Origin of the sequence: Leeuwenhoekiella aestuarii, assembly GCF_004104055.1 — a bacterium.
In the GTDB taxonomy this organism is placed as follows: Bacteria; Bacteroidota; Bacteroidia; order Flavobacteriales; family Flavobacteriaceae; genus Leeuwenhoekiella; species Leeuwenhoekiella aestuarii.
Genome location: NZ_QOVJ01000003.1, coordinates 1 through 23527, shown reverse-complemented (window position 1 = coordinate 23527; position 23527 = coordinate 1). Strand labels below are relative to the sequence as shown.

Below are 23527 nucleotides of genomic sequence, written 5' to 3'. Positions count from 1 at the left end.
TTGTCTAAGTTCATATCTTATTTAATCTTCATTTTTCTCCCATTCCTCTTTAATTATACTGTAAACATAAGTTCCTTTACTCTCTCCGTAAGACTGGATATTATATTCCCTTAAAAGCCCTTCTTTAACAGCACCAATTTTTTCAATTGCTATTTGAGATTTCTGGTTTTTTATATCTATTTTAAACTCTACTCTTCTCAGGTTTAAACCATTAAAACAATAATTCAAAAGAAGCCTCTTACAAATTGTGTTGACACCTGTTCCTTGAAATTTTTCACCAATCCATGTCCATCCAATTTCCAACCTTTTATGCTGAAAACTAATATTTCCAAACATTGTCAATCCAATCGGATTACTATCTTCCTTACTTATAATTATAAAAGGATAAAGTTCTTTATCCTTTTTTGACTTAAGACAAAAGTTGAAATAATCAATTAAATCATTTCTGTTTTTCACTTTTGCTCCAAATTCACCTAATTCTGAATTATAGCTTATTGTTTCAATTTTACCTATATCATCAAATGATAATGGATGTAATAAAACCGCCTCATTTTCAAGTATCAATTCAGATGAGAAAAATTTTTCTAAATCCATTATAGCACATATTTATCAACTACGTTTAAACTCACTTACAAGTATTGCCCCGGCGATTGCAACATTTAGACTTTCTGTAGTGCTTTGTCCAAACTGAGGTATACTTATTTTATGCTGAATATTTTCAGCAACCGCATCAGAAATTCCGTTTGCTTCGTTACCCAAAATTAAGATTGCATCTTGTGGAAGCCCTTCTTTATAGACAGATTTACCATCCATAAACGCAGCATAAACCGGCAGCTCTTGTTTTTGCAAATAATGAGATAGATCAGTATAAATCAGATTAACTCTAGTAAGTGAACCCATTGTTGCCTGAACAACTTTAGGATTAAAACAATCTACTGTCTCTTTAGAACATATAAGATTTTTAATACCGTACCAATCGCACAAACGAATTAAGGTTCCCAGATTACCGGGATCACGTACATCATCCAAAACGAGTTGAAATCCCGCTTCTACGTTATTAAGATCTTCAGGGATTTCAAATAGAGCCAATGCCTTTTGAGGCGTCTTGAGAAAACTTATTTTTTTTAGTTCTGCAGCAGTAACTTCAGTAGGTTTTTTATCCTTAAAATACCCCTCAAGCGCAAAGAGACTGTGCAAGTTAAAGTTGGATTCTAAAAATTCAGAAATACCTTTTAAACCCTCAACCACAAATAGACCATGCTGTTGTCGGTACTTTTTTTGAGCCAGACTCGTTATTAATTTTATTTGGCTTTTGCTAACCACGGCTAATGTGTATTTTTGAAGTTATTTTTATAAAGAAGCCCTTGCAACAACTTTCCGCAAAAATAGGATTTATTATCATACCGCTACTTATACTGGCAGGATGTGATGCTGTCAAGCGCGTTCCCGACGGAAAGCTATTACTTACCAAAAATACCATTCTGGTTAATGGTGAGGAGAACGAGGCTTACAACATCAATAATATCCCCTACCAGCAGCCCAACACTAAATTACCGTTACTGGGTTCTCCACTAAGACTTTATATCTATAACTGGGCACGTCCCGATCTAGACTCTATTTTACAAGTAAAACTGAATGATAATGATCAACGTACTTTAAAATTCTGGTCTGCGATTCTTTCACGTAAACAGCTGGATAAATACATTGAATTTAAATTAGATTTTAACGATGTTCTGAAAAATTTCGGAGAAGAACCCTCTATCATTTCTGACAATTACAGCGGGCGTTCTGCAAATCGTCTTACAGAGTATTATAATAGTAAAGGATGGTTTAATGCCAAGACCTCGTATTCTATAAAAAAAGATAGTTTAGAAAAAAGTGGTCAGGTTATTTATGAAGTAGAAACCGGCAAACCTTATTTTATAGATTCTTTAAAAACCTTAATAAAATCTCCGGCTGCAGATTCTATTTACGAGCGTCATAAAAATGCTTCTTTTATCAAAAAAGATGCACAATATGAATTGTTAGATATCAACGCAGAAACCAGTCGCATCACAGATTTAATGCGGAATAATGGCTTGTTTCATTTTGATCAGGAATTCATCAGTTTTGTAGGAGATTCTGTAAATACAAATCATAAAGTAAATCTTGAATTGAATATAAGAAACCGCGAAATTCGCGCTCGCGATTCTATATACGAGCTTCCTTTAAAAGTGCATAAAATAAGCAAGGTTAATATCACGACAGATTACGGTTATGCGTTGAGAGACACTGAATATTCAGACAGTATCGAACTGAATGATCACCATCTGTATGCTTATGATAAAATAAGATACAAGCCTAAATACCTTACCGATGCCGTTTTTATAGAACCCGGCGATACCTATAGTGATGAGTCGCGTAACCAGACCTTAATACGCCTTAGTCAGTTAGGAACATTTAGGTATCCAGATTTACGATTTTCTGAAGATCCTGATGATCCAGAAGGGACAGACCTTATTGCAAATATTATGCTTACCCCCTTGCCTAAGTTTAATCTTAGAGCAGATTTTGATGTTTCTACCTCAAATATTCAACGTTTTGGTATCGCAGGCGGTGGCTCTTTAAGAATACGTAATGTTTTTGGCGGGATGGAAACCTTACAAATTTCAGGTAGAGCAAGCATAGGAGACTCTAGGACAGCAGCAGGAAGTAACAGCCCTGAACTTTTTGACATTACTGAAATTGGCGCTGATGTAAGTCTTACTATACCGAGGATCTTCTTCCCTATTCGAACCAATTTTATCGCTCCAGAAATGTCACCATCTACCAGTTTTACAACCGGTATAGGTATTCAGCAAAATATAGGTTTAGACAAGCAAAACATTACAGGTGGCATAAATTATAAATGGACACCTTCAGAAAATTTGAATTACCGTTTTGACCTCTTTGATATTCAATATGTGCGCAACCTCAATGTCTCTAACTATTTTAATGTTTATGAGAACTCTTATGAAGAGCTTAATAATATAGCTTTAAATTACCCAAGCCAAGTTACCGGCTTTCTTAACGAGAACGGAAATCTTTCTATACCAGACGGATCTTTAGCTTTTATAAATGCCGTTCAAAACAGCACAATCACACTCACAAATTCAGAGTTTAGTGATGTGGTAAATATCGAAGAACGTCGCCAGCGTTTAACAGAAGACAACCTTATATTAGCAACAAGTTTTACCTATTTTAAAAATACCCGCAAAAATCTATTTGATGATGAGTTTACCAGCTTTAGGGCTAAGCTAGAGCTTGCAGGTAACACGCTAAGTGCAATTAGCGACTTAGTTGGTCTCGAGAAAAATGATGATGGATCGTCTAGAGTTTTGGGTGTTAAATTCTCTCAGTATGTTAAAACCGAACTTGATTTTATCAAGCACTGGGATTTTGGTAATGATAACATTTTAGCTTTTAGAGCCTATGGCGGTATTGCAATTCCGTACGGAAATTCAAACAGCATACCATTCATAAGAAGCTTTTTCGGTGGGGGGTCCAATGACAACAGAGCCTGGCAAGCATATCGATTGGGGCCCGGAAGCACCAACAGTCCTAATGATTTTAACGAAGCAAATATGAAACTCGCTTTTAATCTAGAGCAACGCTTTACATTTTTAGGCGACTTAAAAGGTGCTATTTTCACAGATGTGGGTAATATCTGGAATGCACTAGATAATGTAGATGACCCGCAAGCGACCTTTACCGGTATAAGCAGCCTTGAAGATATAGCAGTAGGTACTGGTTTTGGTTTACGCTACGATTTCAGCTTTTTTGTTTTGCGTTTTGATTTAGGTTTTAAGACATATGATCCTGCTTTAGCAGAAGGCGAACGCTGGTTTAAGAATACAAACTTTGCAAACGCAGTCTACAATGTGGGTATTAACTATCCTTTCTAATAGAATTAAGAGGTCAAACCCTAATTATTTATTAATTTTATGCCCTCTAACTAAGTAAACAAACAAATAATGAGTCATAGTATCAAACCGGGAGTTGCGACCGGAAAAGAAGTTCAAGCAATTTTTAAACACGCTAAAGAAAATGGGTATGCTTTGCCAGCAGTAAATGTAATAGGTTCTAACACAATTAATGGTGTTTTAGAAACTGCTGCAAAACTTAATGCTCCGGTAATTCTTCAGTTTTCTAACGGTGGTGCTCAGTTTAACGCTGGTAAAGGCTACTCTAACGAAAACCAACAAGCGGCAATCGCTGGTGGTATCGCAGGAGCAAAACACGTTCATGAACTTGCAAAACGCTACGGAGCAACTGTAATTTTACACACAGACCACTGTGCTAAAAAATTATTGCCTTGGATTGACGGACTTCTTGATGCTTCAGAAGAGTATTATAAAGAACACGGCCACTCACTTTTTAGCTCACATATGATCGACTTGAGTGAAGAGCCATTAGAAGAGAACATTGAACTTTGCAAAAAATACTTAGAGCGTATGAGCAAAATGGAAATGACTCTTGAAATTGAATTAGGAATCACTGGTGGTGAAGAAGATGGTGTAGACAACTCTGATGTTGATGTTTCTAAATTATACACTCAGCCAGAAGAAGTTGCTTATGCTTATGAAGAATTAAGCAAAGTAAGTGATCAGTTTACTATCGCTGCTGCTTTTGGTAACGTTCACGGGGTTTATAAGCCTGGAAACGTAAAATTAACTCCTAAAATTCTTAAGAATTCTCAGGAATATATCACTAAAAAATATGGTGTAGAAGAAAACCATATCGACTTTGTATTTCACGGAGGAAGTGGTTCTACTGTAGAAGAAATACGTGAAGGTATCAGCTACGGTGTGATTAAAATGAACATTGATACAGATTTACAATGGGCATTTACTGAAGGTATTCGTAAATATTTTGACGCTAATGCTGATTACCTTCAAGCTCAGATAGGTAACCCTTCAGGTGCAGACAGCCCTAATAAAAAATATTATGACCCTCGCGTTTGGTTACGTAAAGGAGAAGAATCTTTCATTGCTCGTTTAGAAAAAGCATTTGAAGATTTAAATAACGTAAATACTTTGTAATTTCGCTTTTGCGAAAATAATATTGAAACCTCAGAATTGATTTTCTGAGGTTTTTTCGACCTATAAATTAACGGGCTCATTTTATAATGCTAGTTTTGGTCATTTAGTAATTTGAGGGCGTCCCCTAATAGTATTTAAATCTCACAGTTGTGAGTAGCTTACAAATTAAAAAGCACAAATTATGGCTTGGTTTAAACGGAAAGAAAAAGGAATACAAACCGCTACCGAAAACAAAAAAGATGTACCCAAAGGACTTTGGTATAAATCCCCTACTGGTAAAATCATTGATGCAGATGAACTTGCAAAAAACTTTTATGTAAGCCCGGAAGATGATTACCACGTTAGAATAGGTAGTAATGAGTATTTTTCGATCCTTTTTGATGAAGGTAAATACAAAGAACTAGACAAAAATCTTACTTCTAAAGATCCATTAGGATTTGAGGATACTAAAAAATATGTAGATCGTCTTAAGGATGCTGAAGCAAAAACCGGCCTCAAAGATGCTGTACGTACGGCTGTAGGTAAAAGTTTTGGTAAAGATCTTGTTATCGCTGCTATGGATTTTAAATTTATAGGTGGCTCTATGGGGTCTGTTGTAGGTGAAAAAATAGCACGTGCTGCAGATTATTCTTTAAAAAACAATGTGCCTTTAGTGATCATCTCAAAATCTGGAGGTGCCCGTATGATGGAAGCTGCATTATCATTAATGCAATTAGCAAAAACATCTGCTAAATTAGCTCAGTTAGCCGAAGCTAAAATACCATATATCTCACTTTGTACAGATCCTACAACAGGTGGTACTACTGCCTCATTTGCGATGCTAGGAGATATCAATATTTCTGAACCAGGAGCTTTGATTGGCTTTGCTGGCCCTCGTGTGGTTAGAGATACAACTGGTCAAGAATTACCAGAAGATTTTCAAACTGCAGAGTTCTTAAAAGAACACGGTTTCTTAGACTTTATTACACATCGTAAAGAACTTAAGAAAAACATCAATCTTTATATTGACTTGATTCTTAACCAGGCAATTCGTAATTAAAAATTTAGTTCCAATTTGAGAATTAATTGTATCTTTGCCGGCTCAACGGGATAGCCTCGTTGAATACATAAAAACTATTTAAATAATATTGGCATGTATCTTACTCAAGAAAAGAAAGATGAAATTTTCAGTCAGTTCGGTAAAGACAAAAACGATACTGGATCTGCAGAAGGGCAAATTGCGTTGTTCACACACCGTATCAACCACTTAACAGGACACTTAAAAAATAACCGCAAAGATTTTAACACAGAGCGTTCATTAGTAAAATTAGTAGGTAAGCGTAGAGCTTTACTTGACTATTTAACTAAGAAAGATATCAATAGATATCGTGCTATTGTTAAAGAATTAGGTTTAAGAAAATAATTCTTATTATAAACGGGGCTGACATTTCAGCCCCGTTTATTTTTAAAAACTGATTGTTTCAATCAAGTTTTGAGCATTCAGTAAAATAAAAACCATACTTTTGGTTAAAGTCCCGCAAGGGCAAAGAAAGCTATCCTTAGGTTTTTCATTGGTCAAACACTACACACAACAACACAACGACCCTGCCGCTAACCTTAATGGTTTGCAGCTAATGTTTAACAGTATCTTTTATAGGTACAGATGAAAAATCAAAATATGATTCCAAAGACTTTCAAAGAGGTCATAGACCTTGGTGATGGTAGAGAAATCTCTATCGAGACCGGAAAACTTGCAAAACAGGCTCATGGCTCTGTTGTTGTTCAATCTGGTAAATGTATGTTGCTATGTACTGTAGTTTCCAACTACAAGCAGAGTGATGTTGATTTTCTTCCGTTAACGGTAGATTATCGTGAAAAATTTGCGGCAGCAGGCCGCTACCCCGGCGGTTTCTTTAAAAGAGAAGCACGTCCTAGTGATGGTGAAGTATTAACAATGCGCCTTGTTGACCGTGTACTACGCCCACTTTTCCCTAAAGATTACCACGCAGAAACTCAGGTTATGATTCAGTTAATGTCTCATGATGACGATGTTATGCCTGATGCAATGGCTGGTCTTGCTGCTTCTGCAGCAATTCAACTTTCTGATTTCCCATTTGAATGTGCTATTTCTGAAGTTCGTGTAGGCCGTATAAATGGTGAGTTTATTATCAATCCATCAAGAACTCAACTTGCCGAATCTGACATTGATATGGTAATTGGTGCTTCTGCAGATTCAGTAATGATGGTAGAAGGTGAGATGGATGAGATTTCTGAAGAGGAAATGACTGAAGCGATCAAAGCTGCTCACGAAGCTATCAAAGTCCAGTGTGCTGCTCAGATAAAACTTGCTGAAGCTTTTGGTAAAAAAGAAACTCGTGAATACACAGGAGAACGCGAAGACGCGGATCTTGAGAAAAAAGTTTACGATCTTAGTTATGACAAAGTTTATGAAGTAGCAAAAGCAGGATCTTCTAAACACGAGCGTAGTGCGGCTTTTGAGACTATTAAAGAAGAAGTAAAAGCTACTTTCTCTGAAGAAGAGTTAGAAGATTTTGGTGATTTAGTATCTAAGTATTATCGCAAAGCGGAAAAAGCAGCTGTACGTGATCTTACTTTAAATGAAGGTTTACGTCTTGATGGCCGTAAGACTACAGAGATTCGCCCAATCTGGTGTGAAACTGATTATTTACCATCTGTACACGGTTCTTCAATCTTTACACGTGGGGAAACTCAGGCTTTAGCTACTGTAACTTTAGGTACATCCAGAGAAGCAAATCAAATAGATATGCCATCCTTTGAAGGTGAAGAGACATTCTATTTACATTATAACTTCCCTCCTTTCTCAACTGGTGAGGCGCGCCCAATTAGAGGTACTTCTCGTCGTGAGGTAGGTCACGGTAACTTAGCACAACGTGCTTTAAAAGGAATGGTTCCTGCTGATTGCCCATACACTGTGCGTGTTGTTTCAGAAATTTTAGAATCTAACGGTTCTTCTTCAATGGCAACCGTTTGTGCAGGTACAATGGCAATGATGGATGCTGGTGTTCAACTTAAGAAACCGGTTTCTGGTATCGCTATGGGATTAATTTCTGATGGTGAATCTGGTAAATATGCAGTTCTTTCTGATATTTTAGGTGATGAAGATCACTTAGGAGATATGGACTTTAAAGTTACCGGTACTGCAGACGGTATCACAGCTTGTCAAATGGATATTAAAGTAAAAGGTCTTTCTTACGAAATTCTTGTAAATGCTTTAAAACAAGCTCGCGAAGGTCGTTTACATATCTTAGAAAAAATCACTGATACTATTGCTACCGCGCGTGAAGACGTGAAAGAGTACGCTCCTAAAATGGTATCTGTACGTATTCCTAATGAGTACATTGGTGCACTTATAGGACCAGGAGGAAAAGTAATACAAGAACTTCAGAAAGAAACAGGAACAACTATCGTTATTAACGAAGATCCTGTTACCGAAGAAGGTGTTGTAGAAATCTTAGGAACCGGTCAAGAAGGTATCAATGCAGTTCTTGCTAAAATTGACTCTATCACCTTTAAGCCTGTAGTTGGAAACAGCTATAAAGTAAAAGTGATCAAGATGTTAGATTTTGGTGCTGTTGTAGAATACCTTGATGCTCCAGGTAACGAAGTTTTATTACACGTATCTGAACTAGCTTGGGAACGCACTGAAAACGTGAGCGACGTTGTAAATATGGGAGATGTATTTGAAGTGAAATATTTCGGTATTGATTCTCGTACCCGTAAGGAAAAAGTATCGCGTAAAGCATTACTTGAAAAACCTGAAGGCTACAAAGAACGCGCTCCAAGAACTGATAATAAAGATCGTGGTTCACGAGATAATCGTGGTCGTGACAACAGGAACAGAGATCGTAAGAGAGATTAATTTCTTTATTTACAATTTAGAAAAAGGAGCCAAAATGGCTCCTTTTTTTATGTACTATTATTTGAGTTTGATTCTCCACAACCAGAAAAACTATTATAAATTATATTCAGCTATTAATAATTATGAAATATAGTGTGTTGTTACTGCCATAAAACTGACACATATACAGTATTTGTCAGTTTTTCTGCCAATTATGGAAAAAAGGTTTTCTGCTCTTTTTTTAACATTTACTTAATATTCCCCCGCTAGCTACCATCTGCTGTAGCGTGAGAAGCTTTTTTCTATCTGAAAAAAGAGATATTCCCTATTTCATGAAGTCTCGTATGGTACTTGCAACTAATAAGGCGAACTAATTAATTAAAAACTATTTAATGAAAGTATTAGTATTAGGTGCTGGCAATATGGGACTTACCTACGCAGAAGGTATGGCAAGCTCTCCATTTTTAAATAAGCGCAAGCTTATGATCTTCGATGTCTCACCTCAAAAAACAGAAGCTTTATCAACCATGGCTCAGTTTGATGCTTATGATAGTATCGAAGAATGTGTGCCAAAAGCAGATGTTATTTTTATCGCGGTAAAACCTTACCACAGCCAATCATTATTTGAAAATATTAAACCATACATCAACCAAGAACAATTATTTGTTTCTCTTATGGCTGGTGTTACAATTAATACTATTCAAGAAGGATTGGGGATAAAAAAAGTTATAAGAACAATGCCTAATCTACCTGCTAAAGTAGGTAAAGGAGTTACTTCATTTACAGAATCTAAAGAAGTAAGCAGAATTGAATTGCTTACAGTAAGAAGTTTATTAGATACAACTGGTGCTTCAATTCATGTAGAAACAGAACAATTTATTGATGCTTCTACAGGTATTTCTGGGAGTGGACCGGCATATGTATTTTATTTTATGCAATCTATGCTAGAAGCTGCTCTTAAGATGGGATTCTCTGGCAACGATTCAAAAGTATTGGTTTCTCAAACTTTTGAAGGTGCTGTAAAGCTCTTTAATGAGTCCGATTTAACTCCGGAAAAATGGATGGATCGTGTAGCTTCTAAAGGAGGCACAACGCGTGCAGCGTTAGACTCTATGGAAGATAATAACGTAAAAGAATTAATTAAAGAAGCAGCTTACGCAGCTTTTGACCGAGCAACAGAACTTGGTAAAGAAAAATAAATTATGAGCACAAAACGTGTAGTTATAAAAGTAGGAACAAATGTAATGACTAACAGGAATAACCGTATTGTAGGTCCTGTTCTTCATGAGTTAGTCAGACAAATTGCCGAACTTTATGAAAAAGGTTATCAGCCTGTATTAGTTTCTTCAGGTTCTGCAATTGCTGGTAAAGAGGTATTGGGTGATTGTGATTTTAAAGACCCATCTACAAGAAGACAAATTTTTTCTTCGGTAGGTCAACCTCGTATGATGCGTCATTATTATACAATGTTTAATAGCTTCGGAATGCATTGTGCACAGTTATTAGCAACAAAGCGAGATTTTGCTCCAGGTAAACATCGTGAGAATATGATAAACTGCTATGAAGGATTATTGGCGGAAGGAATTGTCCCTATCGCAAATGAAGATGATGCAGTATCTCTGACGATGTCTATGTTTACAGATAATGATGAACTAGCAAGTCTTGTAGCAGAGTTGATTAATGCAGACGCATTAATTTTATTAACTGATACAGATGGTTTGTACACGGGTCACCCCGATGATGACGATTCAGAAAAACTTACAGAAGTACACCCAGAACAAAAAGTTGAACAATATGTTCAGGAAAGTGATAAAGCTGAAGGTGAAGGTCGTGGCGGAATGAAATCTAAGCTTAAAATCGCTAAAGAAGCCGCTCGAAAAAACATCACATGCTACATAGCAAATGGTAAAAAACACAATGTGATTGTTGACCTTTTAGAAGGAAAAGAGATTGGAACAAAATTTCAGGCTTAAGCAATTAACTGAATAGTTCATACTCAATTCTAATTATTAACAAAAAAAATAAGTAATATGCAATTACTAAATTCAGATATAAAAAACAAAGTACTCGACTCTATGATGCAGATTATAGAAGCGAGAAAAGTAGAAATACTAGAAGCTAACAAAAAAGATCTTGAAGCTTTTAATAGAGATGATCAGGCACTTTATGACAGATTAGTTGTAAATGATGTTAAGATTGAAGGAATGATTCAAGCCATTCGCGAAGTGCGTAATCAAGACGATCCTGTAAGTCAGGAAATTTCTAATGATACTCTTGATAGCGGACTTAAGATCATCAATAAAACAGCTCCATTTGGTACGATAATGATTATTTATGAATCTAGACCAGATGTAACTATTGAAGCAGCTGTATTAGCATTTAAAGCGAATAACAAAATTCTGCTTAAAGGTGGTAAAGAAGCTTTCAATAGTAATGTTGTTCTTGTTGATTGCTGGAAACAAGCTTTAAAAGAAAATGGCCTTGATGAATCTTGGATCACGATGTTACAAATGAATCGTGAGAAAACTCAGGAATTCCTTAGAAACCCAGATCAACCTTTAGATTTAATCGTGCCAAGAGGAGGAGAACGTCTTATTGGTTTTGTTAAAGAACACGCAAAATGTGCTGTACTTGTAAGTGGTAGAGGTAATAACTTTTTATATATACATCCTAAAGCAGATTGGGCTAAAACAATAGAAGTTATCATCAATGCTAAGACTGATAAGATTTCAGGATGTAATGCTTTAGATAAAGTATTAGTAGATAAAAACCTTCCGGAATATGAGTCTCGTATAAAAGAATTGAACGAGATTTTAAAAGAAAAAGGTGTTGAAGTTTTAGCTGATAATATCTCTAAAGCTGTTCTATCTGACAATGATGTCATTCCAAATGAAGATACTTGGTATGAAGAATTTTTAGCAATGAAAATTGTACTGGGAGCTGTGGAAGATATGGATGAAGCTATGCGTAAAATCAATACTTATAGCGGCGGTCATTCCAGTGCTATTATGACAACAGATACTGAAGCTGCTACAACTTTTATGGAAAATATTGATACTGCGGCAGTTTATCACAATGCTTCTACTCGCTTTACAGACGGCGGTCAGATGGGTGTAGGCGCAGAACTTGCAATAAGTACTGATAAACTACACCATAGAGGACCATTAGGTCTTAAACAACTTGTAACAAATAAGTATTACGTTTATGGAGATGGACACATAAGAGTATAATTGATTTTATACCTTGACAATAACGAAAAAAAGGGCTCAAATATTTGAGCCCTTTTTTTCGTTATATACAGAATGAGCTTAGAAAATTTATCTGAAATCTATTTATTATAAGGCTCTAGATACACAAGGCGCTTTCCTACAAGTGAAATTAAATATTATTCATTATAAATGATTAATTTAGCATTTAATCGAACAATATGTGACCAACTCTAAGTTCCTGACACCCAATGAGCTCATTTATAGAACGCCTTCTAAATCATAGGGCAAGTAAAATTAAACCTGCCTTAGCAAGTGAAAATCCCATTGCTAATTTTTTTAAATATTTGTTTGATTTAGGGTCTTCTGGAGCTCGGCTTACTTTAATAGAATCTAAGATTAAAGGATATGAATTTTCTGAGGATACATACATCAGAGAGTTACAAATCGCTCATTTTTATCTAGAATTAGAAAACTACCTCATCTATCACGATTCTAGATATATAAATACCGAAGCAAACCTTCGCTCAGAAATAAAAATAAATTTCCCCGATCTAACAGAATCTGAAGCATTTTTACCGCTATACCATTCCGGCAAAAATCAGGAAATCATCATTTCAAGACTCTTTCTACTTATAATTCTTAAAAAGTTTAAGGATGAAGATTTCGATCTAAACACTACAAATGCGTGGATTAAAATTATAGAGACCCAGTTAAAAGAGTCTGTTAGTACAGACTTAATTAAACAGATTAGCGCGTTTAGAAAAATAAAAGATGATTCTTTAAAGATCAATCAAGAGTTTGGTGAAATTTTTGGTCAAGACTTTGTAGACTCTGTTTACTCTACTACAAAAGAAGAATTTTTCAATTATTATAAACTTACGCCAGCGGTAACCAGTATATCTGATATAATACCACAGTTGTTTACTTCTCTATTAAATCAGAGTCCTACTACTCTATTTTTTGACAAACTTAAAGAACCTATACTAGATAAAGAAGAAAATAAAATTATAGAAGAACCTGTCAAAATTGATACTACTAAAATTTACATTTTGGAAAATATTCTGGATGCATATCTCCTTTTTGATGCTAACGGCATTATTAAGGATTGTAACAGTAAGGCTTCGATTATGTTTAATCTAAACAAAAATGAGCTTGTTCAAAAATCTATTTATTCATTATTACCTTCAGCAGTAAGCAGGGATATTAAATACGATATTTCTAATCTTTACAAGGGTGTAGAAAGTGAAATCATTGGAACTTGTGTTGAACTGGATATTTCTACTGCTCCTAGTGAAAAAATGCCTTGTGAACTTTCATTCAGTAATAATTTTTCTGAACCAGCTGATACTTTTACGCTTTTGATAAAAGATATTTCGCATCGTAAAGATTCTTTAAAAGCTAAAATTAATGCAGAGCGTACTGCAGAGGCAAAATCTACTTTTTTATCAAACATGAGTCATGAAATTAGGACTCCGTTAAATGTTATCTTAGGTCTGTCAGAAATCTTATCAAATGGCAATCTTAAAGACCAAAAAACAATAAAGAAGAATTTAGATGGAATATCTTTCTCTGCTAAAAACTTGCTTTCAATTGTTAATGATATTTTAGATTTCTCTAAGATCGAAGCTGGAAAATTGACTTTGCAATCTTTAGATTTTAACTTGAGAGAAGTCGTATACAATCTGGCTACCGGTTTTGAAATAAAAGCTCGTGAAAAGGGCGTTCAGTTTATTGCTGAAATAGATGATCAAATTCCTGATATTATTATTGGAGATCAGTACAGGCTTAATCAAATAATTACCAACTTGGTAGGTAATGCCATAAAATTCACAAAACGCGGAAGCATTAGTCTCAAACTTCAGTTTATTGAAAAGAATACTGAAACTGTAAAAATCAAATTCAGCGTTAGTGATACCGGCATAGGTATCGCAGAAGATAAGCTAGAAAGTATTTTTAAAAGTTTTTATCAAGTTGACGAACCTGAACTTGCTAAAATAAACGGCTCAGGACTCGGGTTAACAATAACTCGAGAGCTTATAACTTTGAAGAAGGGAAAGCTTGAAGCAAAAAGTACGCTTGGTAAAGGTTCTACCTTTGAGTTCACATTAGATTTCAAAATCAGTCACCTTAAAAAATTGAAAGATATTGAGCAGGACTTTAAAAATCAAAACCTAAGCCTTAAAGGACTAAGAGTTCTTGTTGCAGAAGACAATAAAATGAATCAATTCTACATCAGACAATTATTACAAGGGCTCGATGTGCAGGCAGACATTGCAGAAAATGGTCAAGAAGCTGTTGCCATTTATCAGGATGCTAAAGCTAATTATGACTTAATTTTAATGGATATGCATATGCCCGTTATGAACGGCTTAGAAGCCATATCTTTAATACGGGAATCCAATAAAGACAGTCTAAATAAAGTACCTATTGTTGCCTGCTCTGCAGATGTTTTCCCAGAAGCTCGTAAAAATGCAATTAAAGCTGGGATTGATTTTTACCTTACTAAACCTCTAAAAGAGGATGCTCTTAAAGAAGTATTGTATTGGCTGGTTGCAGATGAAGGAATGAAAACTAAACCAGTCATTGGCAATGTTAAAACTGAAGAAAATACAAATACCTCTGTTTCAGTAGATATAAAAAATCTTTTTGAAATTTTTGATGGAGATAAAGAATTTATAATCTCGCTTTTAGAAGTATTTATAGAGGAAACTCCAAAAGATCTCAATAGTTTAAGAAATTGTGTGGCAAGAGAATACTATCCTAGAGCAAGTACTTTAGCCCATAAAATGAAATCAAGTTTTATGAATCTCGGTCTCACAAAACCTGGGCATTATTTACAACAAATTGAAGCCAATATAAACAATCCAGATAAAGTCAAAAAAGCAAAAGAAAGTTTAAAATCTTTTGAAGAATTTTACGATAGAGCGTTAGTTGATGTAAATCTTCAATTAATTAAGCTTAAAAGCAATTAAAATAACATACTAACAATCAAACACCTAACAACAATTTTCTTTCAAAAACGATTGAGAGTGTTAATTTTTTCTAAAAATTTATTCTGTTTTTTGTAACCTTTCCTTGTATAATTACGTATAACAAGTATATCGCTACTCAAATTTCTTATAAAGCGATGGTTTAAAATTGATTTAATGTGGTTATTACCGCAAGTATTAAAGCCTTTTACTAATTAATTTAAATACGGAATGTTTTATGAGACAGCTTAAAATCACAAAACAGGTTACTAATAGAGAAACCGCATCTCTTGATAAATATCTTCAAGAGATAGGTAAAGTAGATCTTATTACAGCAGATGAAGAAGTAGAGTTGGCTCAGCGTATCAAAGCCGGCGATCAGATTGCTCTAGAAAAACTTACTAAGGCTAACCTAAGATTTGTGGTATCTGTTGCTAAACAATATCAAAATCAAGGCTTAACGCTACCTGACCTTATTAACGAAGGAAACCTGGGTCTTATAAAAGCTGCAAGGCGCTTTGATGAAACCCGTGGTTTTAAGTTTATCTCTTATGCTGTGTGGTGGATCAGACAGTCTATACTTCAGGCACTTGCTGAGCAATCACGTATCGTGCGTCTTCCGCTCAACAAAATAGGAAGCATCAATAAAATCAATAAAGCTTTTGCATTTTTAGAACAAGCTAATGAGCGTCCCCCTAGTCCTGATGAAATAGCCAAAGAGCTAGATATGACAGTAAATGACGTCAAAGAGTCCCTAAAAAATGCCGGCCGTCACGTAAGTATGGATGCACCTCTAATACAAGGTGAAGATTCTAACCTATATGATGTATTGCGTTTTGGAGAATCTCCTAACCCTGATCGTGAACTTCTAAATGAGTCTCTTAGCACCGAAATAGAACGTGCTCTTGACACACTTACACCTCGCGAAGCAGATGTAGTTAGATTGTATTTTGGTTTAGGAAATCAGCATCCTATGACCTTAGAAGAAATAGGTGAAACTTTTGATCTTACACGTGAGCGTGTTAGACAAATTAAAGAAAAAGCGATTAGAAGATTAAAACATACATCTCGCAGTAAAATCTTAAAAACCTATCTAGGATAGTATTTTTTTACAAGAATTCGTTAAAAATAGGGGTATAAGGTAGTTTTTTTATAAATTGCAATAGAATTAAACTCCAGATAAAATATTTAACCCAACAACAGTTCATCATAACTGTTCGTTTTTTGATTGATGAATGAATCCCCGGCTGATTACCGGGGATTTTTAGTTTATGATGTTTTATACCTCATTTATATGATCTATTTCTTGGTTTACATTAGCACAGCTTGCAATCCTACAGATATTGGAATGCTTAGCAGTGTAATTAATCAGGTGGCTCAAAAAAATAAAGATCAAGGTATTTCAGGATTTTTATATTATAAAGATGGCACCTATTTACAGCTTCTCGAAGGTGATTTTAAAATGGTAAATACGTTGTTTCATAAGATCATAGAAGATGACAGGCATACAAATGTGACAGTTATAGTAGAGAATAAAATAGAGCATCGCGTTTTTAACGACTATGAATCTGGTTTTCTGGTTCCGAAGGATAAAAAGCAATACCAAAAGCTAAACGATTATCTCAGTTACTTAAAACTACTGGAGAATGACGAAATTAATAATACAATTTCTATCCTTGAGTCTATTATTTCTAAAATGTAATGGTATTTTTAACTCATTAAAAATTTGAATAAAAACACATTTATGAAACCTATTTACTTAGCTCCTTCAGTTCTTGCTGCAGATTTTGCTAATCTTGAACGTGATATTAAAATGGTCAATAACAGCAAGGCAGACTGGTTTCATATCGATATTATGGACGGTCTTTTTGTTCCTAATATATCTTTTGGAATGCCGGTTTTAGAAGCCATTACCAAACACGCAGAAAAGACTATAGATGTACATTTAATGATTGTAGATCCTGATCGCTATATAGAGACTTTTGCAAAGCTGGGGAGTAATCGCCTTACAGTACATTATGAAGCCTGCACCCATTTACATCGCACAATTCAAGCTATTAAAGTTGCCGGTATGAAAACAGGAGTAGCTCTCAATCCACATACTCCGGTGAATTTATTAAAAGATGTTATCAATAATATTGACCAAGTTCTGATTATGAGTGTAAATCCCGGCTTTGGCGGACAGTCTTTTATAGATAATACGTATAAAAAAATCAGAGAGCTAAAAGAAATAATTTTAACTCATAATGCAGACACGCTTATTGAAATTGATGGTGGTGTCACAAATAAGAACGCAAGAGAGTTGGTAGATTGTGGAGCAGACATCCTAGTTGCCGGTAGTTATATCTTTAAATCTGAAGATGCTGCTAAGACTATTGCAAATATGAAAACGATAATTTCATAAAAAAAAGCAGACTAGATTCTAAATTAACATACTCGTAACGCCCCCTACAGCATACGAATCTTGTCTATATTTAGTCTCCAAGTCTGCTTGTCTTTAAAATTGCAAAACTGCACTTTTAAATTCTACTCAAAGAAACTAAATAGGTTTTATATTACTTTACGGAATTCCTTACTACCCCTAATATTTAACATATAAAATATTATTTTTTTAAAGAATGAGGTATTTGTCTTTCTTAAATTATCTGATTTACAGTTTCAATTTAAACTTAAGCCTTAAATTAAAAAGATCATAAAGACAGCAACTTTTTGTCACTACTAAAAGTGCATTAAGATTAAACTGTAAAATAATAGAAAATAAAACTGGTAAAAGCACTGCCTTTGTTATCAAAATTGAAGTGAGCCTTGTAATAAAGTTATTGCTAACATTACCAATAGAAATAACAGCGAAGTTTATGACAATATTATTTGTAGAACAAACCACTATACAGATGGTTTTTCTCAACCGGAAGCTAAAACCATCCTATCTCAAAGTGATATAATTCCGTAAAGCATCTGCACTGCATTTTCTCAGTTGAGAAATCTATTTTTAGCTTCCTAAGATTATTGTGAACAACAAAATACCTGTGGCAATAGCAGCATTAATATCAAAATAGAAAAGCAGACCATCCTACTTTAAAATAAGCATCAGCCCCCTACAGCTGCTGCATATAAGTATAGACAAGTCTGCTTATAAATTATGATTAAAGGTACTAAGCTATATTTTTTAATAAACAGTTTTAACAAAAAAACAAGAATATCATTGATATTTTGACTAAAGAATACACGATATAAACTAAGAAACTCCCTCTACTGAGGGAGTTTCTACGTTAAAATCTAAATCGAATTGATTTTAACGCCTCTCATTACCTGCTCACGACGATAAATTCTGATCGTCTGTTTTCTGAATATTCTAATTCTGTACAAGTTTTACCATCTTCATCACAAATATTAATAGGTCTAGACTCGCCATAACCTATCGCACTTTCTATTCTTGAAGGTTCTATCCCGTGATCTAAAAGCCATTCTTTTGTAGATAGAGCTCTATTTGTAGACAATGTCTTATTGAAATAATCTGTACCTCGCTGATCTGTATGCGATTCAATTTTTATGATCATTTCAGGATAAGCTTTCATTGCATCTACTACTTTGCGAAGTTGTATTGCTGCAACATCTGTAATGTTATACCTGTAATACTCAAAATAAATCGGGTCAATTCTAATTTTTTCTACCTCTCCTTCTGTAACAAAAATCTCTGAAAGATCTTTTAGCCTAAAGTCAAGCATGTCCATTTTAAGGTTTGGTAAGACATCTGTAGTGAAATTTAATTGGTCTTCACTAAATCCTGCTTTACGAGCTTCAATTTTATAAGTAGACCCACAAGTTAATTCTACAGCATAAGCACCCTTTTCATTTGTTTTAACCTTGATATATTCAGTATTTGATTCATCGTAAACGGTAACGTATGCGCCTGCAATAGGCTCATTAGTTTCTATATCATAAACAGTTCCTGATATATATTGAACACACTTAGGCAAGTTGTATTCAAAAGCATAAATATCATCTCCGCCCTTACCACCTGCTCTGTCTGAAGAAAAGTAACCAGTGTTAGGCTCAATACCTTCTAAGTATGCAAAATCATCAGCATTTGTATTTATTATAGGTCCCAAATTAATTGCAACTCCATAAATACCATCTCTGTAATAAGATTTATACATATCCAAACCTCCAAAACCTACGTGACCTCCAGATGAAAAGTATAATATATCATCTTTAAAAAACGGAAAAAAGTCATCAACGATAGTATTGATATTAGGTCCTAAATTCATTGGTTTTGAATAGGTTCCATCTTCATAAATATCACAAACATAAATATCTGCTTTACCATAACCACCCGGCATATCTGATGCAAAAAACAATTTTTTACCGTCTGGAGTTACATAAGGCTGCCCCGTAGAATAAGTATCTCCATTAAAGGAAAGCAATTCCTTTTTATATTTTTTAGCAGACATGTCTACCCTATAAATTTTAAAATAATTCTTTTTCCCTTTTTCAAACACCTTCCGATTTCCGGTTTGATAACTAGATGCATAGTATAAATATTTACTATTTGGTGAAAAAGTAGCCGTTCCATCATGAAATTCACTCGTCAATTGTTTACTAAATAATTCTACTGCATCTGCACTATCTGACTCAGGATTTTCAGTTTTATAAATAGATAGATAAGGTGTGTCATCACGCTCATACAGGCCTTTATTCACATAATTTCTTCCAGATGTAAATACAAAACTGGTCTGATTAAAACTCCCACCAAAATCAGCATATTGAGAGTTAAAATCCAGATTACGTACTTTATAAAGCGTATCTCCTCTTAATAAATCTTCAAAGCGATCACGTTCTTCATAATGATTGTTTAAAGCTTCAACTGACTTTGCTTTAAAATAGCGTTCTGCAACTTTCTCAGCTTCATCATAAAGCTTCAATCTTCTTAAAGAATCATAATACTGATACCCCTGAGTAGAATTTGTATTAGGTCCTACTGTGTTGTACCATTTTTGATATGCTTCTTTTGACTGAGCAAAATTCTTAAGGTTGTAATATGTATCACCTATTTTCATATAGGTTTCGGGTTCTATATAATTTGCATTTTCTACATAAGCCTCAAATTCTTTTGCCGCATCAATATAGACTAAGCGGTCATAAAACTCATTTGCTTTTTCCAGATGATTTTGAGCAACTACATTGAGACTTACTAAACAAATAATAATTAAATATATACGTTTCATAGAGAGGGATTTTTAAAAGAATCTGGGAGAAAAAGTTGCACCACGCTTACGAGCCAGAGAGAATTTAATCAAGATCTCATGACTCCCATTATTATACTGGTTAAAGTCTGAAGTATTATAATCATAAGCATAACCTATAAAGATGTTGTCTGTTATCTGAAAACCTGCGAGCCCACTCACTGCAGCATCTATGCTATAAGAAACCCCTGCTGTAAATTTCTCAAGAAACAAAAAGTTAGCAGACAAGTTTGCTTTTAAAGGAGCTCCTTCAACATAATCAAAAAGCACTGCTGGCTTAAACTTGGTATTCAAACCAATATCAAAAATGTATCCTCCTATTAAGTACATATGAAGCTCTTCGGTATTAACCATTACCTCTTCTTCATTAAAATATTCCTGAGTGAAAAAATTAGGTGTAGAAAGTCCCAGATACCATCGGTCTGTGTACAAATAAGATCCTGCCCCTAAAACTCCTAAAAACTGATTGTTTATGTTATTCATAAACTGTGGGTCATTAGGATTATCATATATTCCCTTTCTAAAATCTACATTCAAAACTCTAAAACCGGCCTTAAGACCAAAGGATAAATAGGTCTGCGCCCCTAATTGAATAGCATATGAGAAATTTCCGTCGATATTTAGATCTTCAGAGGGACCCAGAACATCCCGGGTAATGTTTAAGCCCAGACCAATATTATAAGTTACCGGTGCATCTAATCCAAGATTAATAGTTTCGGGAGCACCATCAACACCGGTAAACTGAGCTTTGTAATCAGCGATAATATTGAAATTATCTGATGACCCCGCATAAGCTGGATTAATGGTCATCGTATTGTACATATACTGCGTATAGTTTGGTTCTTGTTGCCCGTAGAGACTTAAAGTCCCAAAGGCAATCAAAGAAATTTCGATTAAATAGGTTACTATTTTTGTCATGGTAATTAAATTTTAAAATGAGAGAATTTTTTTAATTATCGTGCTATATAAATCCATCCGGTAAGCGTACGCTCTCCGTCGCCCAGTTCAAGAGCGTAATAATAAGTACCTACCGGTAAGCCTACTGACTTATTAATAGAACTCGCAACATTAGAAACGCCATTCCAGCTATTGTTATAACCGTTTGCAGTGTAGACTAGCTGCCCTACTCTGTTAAAAATATTGAGTCTATTATTTGGGTAGTTTTCTATACATCTTATCGTAAAGAGATCATTCATACCGTCACCGTTTGGTGAGAATTCATTGAAAACCATCAAGCAATCTGGATCTATTTCTACTTCAGAAGAATTATTATCGGGATTACTATCTACAGGATTTGAATTCAAAATAGTTGCTACGTTTCGGTAATTACCGGTTTCTAATACAGTTGCGGTAATAGTTAAAATAGTACTCGTATTAGCCGCGAGTTGTGGAATTGACCACTCACCAGTTAACGGATTGTAATCACCAATAGGAGCTGTAAAACTTTCAAACTGAAGTCCTGACGGTAATGCTTCCCCTACCATTATTGAGGTAATATCGGTCTGACCATTATTTGTAACTTCGATTGAATACACTATGGTCTCTCCTATTACCGGAGTTAAGATATTTACTGTTTTAGAAATGGTAAGATCTGAACAAGCAGTCGTTGTAACATTTAGCGTAGCTGAAGTGTTTACGATACAACTTAACGTTGTGTCATAATCCACACTTACACTGTTATCTCCTGCTGCATCCCATACTACTATTACAAAGTTATCTGAAGTACCACCTCCTGAAACGATGCTTCCTCCAGAAGTAATTGCCCATACATAATTAGTCATCCCAGATTGTGTGGTATACACTATTTCCGTACCTAAACAAGCCGTTGGTTCTGAAGCATCTATATTAGCAGATATTGGTTGCATTAAGGTAGTTGTTACAGCAAGTCTGCTACTACCTATCACACCATCTACAATGAGAGCCGCATAATAAGTAACTCCATTCTGAAGCGGTGTATTAATATCTAAAACCGCTCCGTTGGTTTCTTCAGCAAACCATACTACATTAGGTTGATCTAAAACGATATCCATTAACGTAGGTTGATCTGTAGTACAAAACATTTGATTCATCTCGCCAGTTGGCATACCTAAATCTATGGTTAACTCATCTATTGTAGCGTCTGTTGAAACATTTCCTAAAGCATCAACAAGTGTTGCTACAACATCATAAACACCTTCTGGAATTTCATCTCCTGCCGGAACCGTTAACGTCCATGTACCATCACCATTATCTACTAAATCTCCGGCTCCCTCAGCATAGGTTTGTCCATTTACACTAACGGTTAGGTCACCTGCTGAATCTGCAGTACCTGTTAATATTGGAGTGACATCAGCCGTAGTAAGTGAGTTCACAGTAGGCACTGTTAACCCTGAAGTATCGATCGTAACTTCATCAACTGTAGCATCCATCGAAGTATTACCAGCCGCATCAGTCGCAGTGGCCATTACATCATACGTACCATCGGCTAAAGCATTTCCTGCCGGAATAACTAACGTCCACGTATCATCACCGTTATCGGTTAAGTTTCCATCCCCTTCGGTATAGGTTACTCCATTAACCACAACAGTCAAATTATCAGCGGAATCAGCTGTTCCGGTAATTGTTGGAGTAGTATCATTTGTAGTTAAAAAGTCTACCGTTGGAATCGTAGGCGCAGCAGTATCAATGGTCAATTCATCAACTGTTGCATCCATTGAGGTATTATCAGCAGCATCAGTCGCAGTGGCCATGACATCATAAGTTCCATCAGTTAAAGCATTTCCAGCCGGAATAACTAACGTCCACGTATTATCACCATTGTCGGTTAAGTTGCCGTCTCCTTCAGTATAGGTTACTCCATTAACCACAACAGTCAAATTATCAGCGGAATCAGCTGTTCCGGTAATAGTCGGAGTAGTATCATTTGTGGTTAAAAGATCAACAGTTGGAATCGTAGGCACAGCAGTATCAATGGTCAATTCATCGGTAGTTGCGTCTGACGAACTGTTACCTGCAGCATCAGTAGCTGTAGCCATCACATCATACGTACCATCTGCTAAAGCATTTCCTGCCGGAATAACCAAAGTCCACGTATCATCACCGTTATCGGTTAAGTTTCCATCCCCTTCGGTATAGGTTACTCCATTAACCACAACAGTCAAATTATCAGCGGAATCAGCTGTTCCGGTAATAGTCGGAGTAGTATCAT

The 23527-nt window shown here is 35.2% G+C and carries 17 protein-coding genes; 12 read left to right on the top strand and 5 right to left on the bottom strand.

Annotation, left to right across the window (positions count from 1 at the left end):
• Positions 1-21 precede the first annotated feature (21 nt).
• The gene (locus DSM03_RS09085) at positions 22-594 is read right to left on the bottom strand and encodes a GNAT family N-acetyltransferase (RefSeq protein ID WP_128760193.1); all 573 of its coding nucleotides are present in this window, start codon (positions 592-594) and stop codon (positions 22-24) included.
• A gap of 15 nt (positions 595-609) precedes the next feature.
• Positions 610-1323, bottom strand: coding sequence for a TrmH family RNA methyltransferase (locus DSM03_RS09080; protein WP_128760192.1), 714 nt, complete (start codon positions 1321-1323; stop codon positions 610-612).
• Positions 1324-1328: 5 nt separating this feature from the next.
• On the opposite strand from DSM03_RS09080, the gene tamL reads away from it, so the two are divergent.
• From tamL to rpe, 12 genes are all read left to right on the top strand, one after another.
• Positions 1329-3923 carry a translocation and assembly module lipoprotein TamL gene (gene tamL / locus DSM03_RS09075; protein WP_128760191.1) on the top strand — a complete coding sequence of 865 codons (2595 nt, stop codon included), beginning with the start codon at positions 1329-1331 and terminating at the stop codon, positions 3921-3923.
• A gap of 69 nt (positions 3924-3992) precedes the next feature.
• Positions 3993-5060: a class II fructose-bisphosphate aldolase gene (fbaA, locus tag DSM03_RS09070; protein ID WP_128760190.1), complete on the top strand. Its 1068-nt coding sequence runs from the start codon at positions 3993-3995 to the stop codon at positions 5058-5060.
• A 181-nt stretch (positions 5061-5241) separates the two neighbouring features.
• Entirely contained in the window at positions 5242-6099 is an 858-nt protein-coding gene (gene accD, locus DSM03_RS09065; RefSeq protein WP_128760189.1) for an acetyl-CoA carboxylase, carboxyltransferase subunit beta, read from the top strand.
• 93 nt (positions 6100-6192) lie between these two features.
• Positions 6193-6462, top strand: a complete 270-nt coding sequence (gene rpsO / locus DSM03_RS09060; RefSeq protein ID WP_128760188.1) for a 30S ribosomal protein S15 — start codon at positions 6193-6195, stop codon at positions 6460-6462.
• Between the two features lie 255 nt (positions 6463-6717).
• Positions 6718-8940, top strand: coding sequence for a polyribonucleotide nucleotidyltransferase (locus DSM03_RS09055; protein WP_128760187.1), 2223 nt, complete (start codon positions 6718-6720; stop codon positions 8938-8940).
• A gap of 371 nt (positions 8941-9311) precedes the next feature.
• Positions 9312-10118, top strand: coding sequence for a pyrroline-5-carboxylate reductase (proC, locus tag DSM03_RS09050; protein ID WP_128760186.1), 807 nt, complete (start codon positions 9312-9314; stop codon positions 10116-10118).
• Between the two features lie 3 nt (positions 10119-10121).
• The gene (gene proB / locus DSM03_RS09045; RefSeq protein ID WP_128760185.1) at positions 10122-10892 is read left to right on the top strand and encodes a glutamate 5-kinase; all 771 of its coding nucleotides are present in this window, start codon (positions 10122-10124) and stop codon (positions 10890-10892) included.
• Between the two features lie 57 nt (positions 10893-10949).
• The gene (locus DSM03_RS09040; protein WP_128760184.1) at positions 10950-12149 is read left to right on the top strand and encodes a glutamate-5-semialdehyde dehydrogenase; all 1200 of its coding nucleotides are present in this window, start codon (positions 10950-10952) and stop codon (positions 12147-12149) included.
• Positions 12150-12376: 227 nt separating this feature from the next.
• Complete coding sequence (locus DSM03_RS09035; protein WP_128760183.1) at positions 12377-15100, top strand: ATP-binding protein; 2724 nt, start codon at positions 12377-12379, stop codon at positions 15098-15100.
• 235 nt (positions 15101-15335) lie between these two features.
• Entirely contained in the window at positions 15336-16199 is an 864-nt protein-coding gene (locus DSM03_RS09030; protein ID WP_128760182.1) for a sigma-70 family RNA polymerase sigma factor, read from the top strand.
• Positions 16200-16328: 129 nt separating this feature from the next.
• Positions 16329-16799 carry a BLUF domain-containing protein gene (locus DSM03_RS09025; protein WP_161567057.1) on the top strand — a complete coding sequence of 157 codons (471 nt, stop codon included), beginning with the start codon at positions 16329-16331 and terminating at the stop codon, positions 16797-16799.
• A 42-nt stretch (positions 16800-16841) separates the two neighbouring features.
• Complete coding sequence (rpe, locus tag DSM03_RS09020) at positions 16842-17501, top strand: ribulose-phosphate 3-epimerase (protein WP_128760180.1); 660 nt, start codon at positions 16842-16844, stop codon at positions 17499-17501.
• Between the two features lie 901 nt (positions 17502-18402).
• Here the strand turns inward: rpe and DSM03_RS09015 are convergent.
• The 3 genes from DSM03_RS09015 to DSM03_RS09005 all read right to left on the bottom strand — a co-directional run.
• Complete coding sequence (locus DSM03_RS09015; protein ID WP_128760179.1) at positions 18403-20322, bottom strand: OmpA family protein; 1920 nt, start codon at positions 20320-20322, stop codon at positions 18403-18405.
• 12 nt (positions 20323-20334) lie between these two features.
• Positions 20335-21258, bottom strand: coding sequence for a PorP/SprF family type IX secretion system membrane protein (locus tag DSM03_RS09010; protein ID WP_128760178.1), 924 nt, complete (start codon positions 21256-21258; stop codon positions 20335-20337).
• 35 nt (positions 21259-21293) lie between these two features.
• Positions 21294-23527: Ig-like domain-containing protein (locus DSM03_RS09005; protein ID WP_128763133.1), on the bottom strand; the 2234-nt coding region annotated here is incomplete at its 5' end.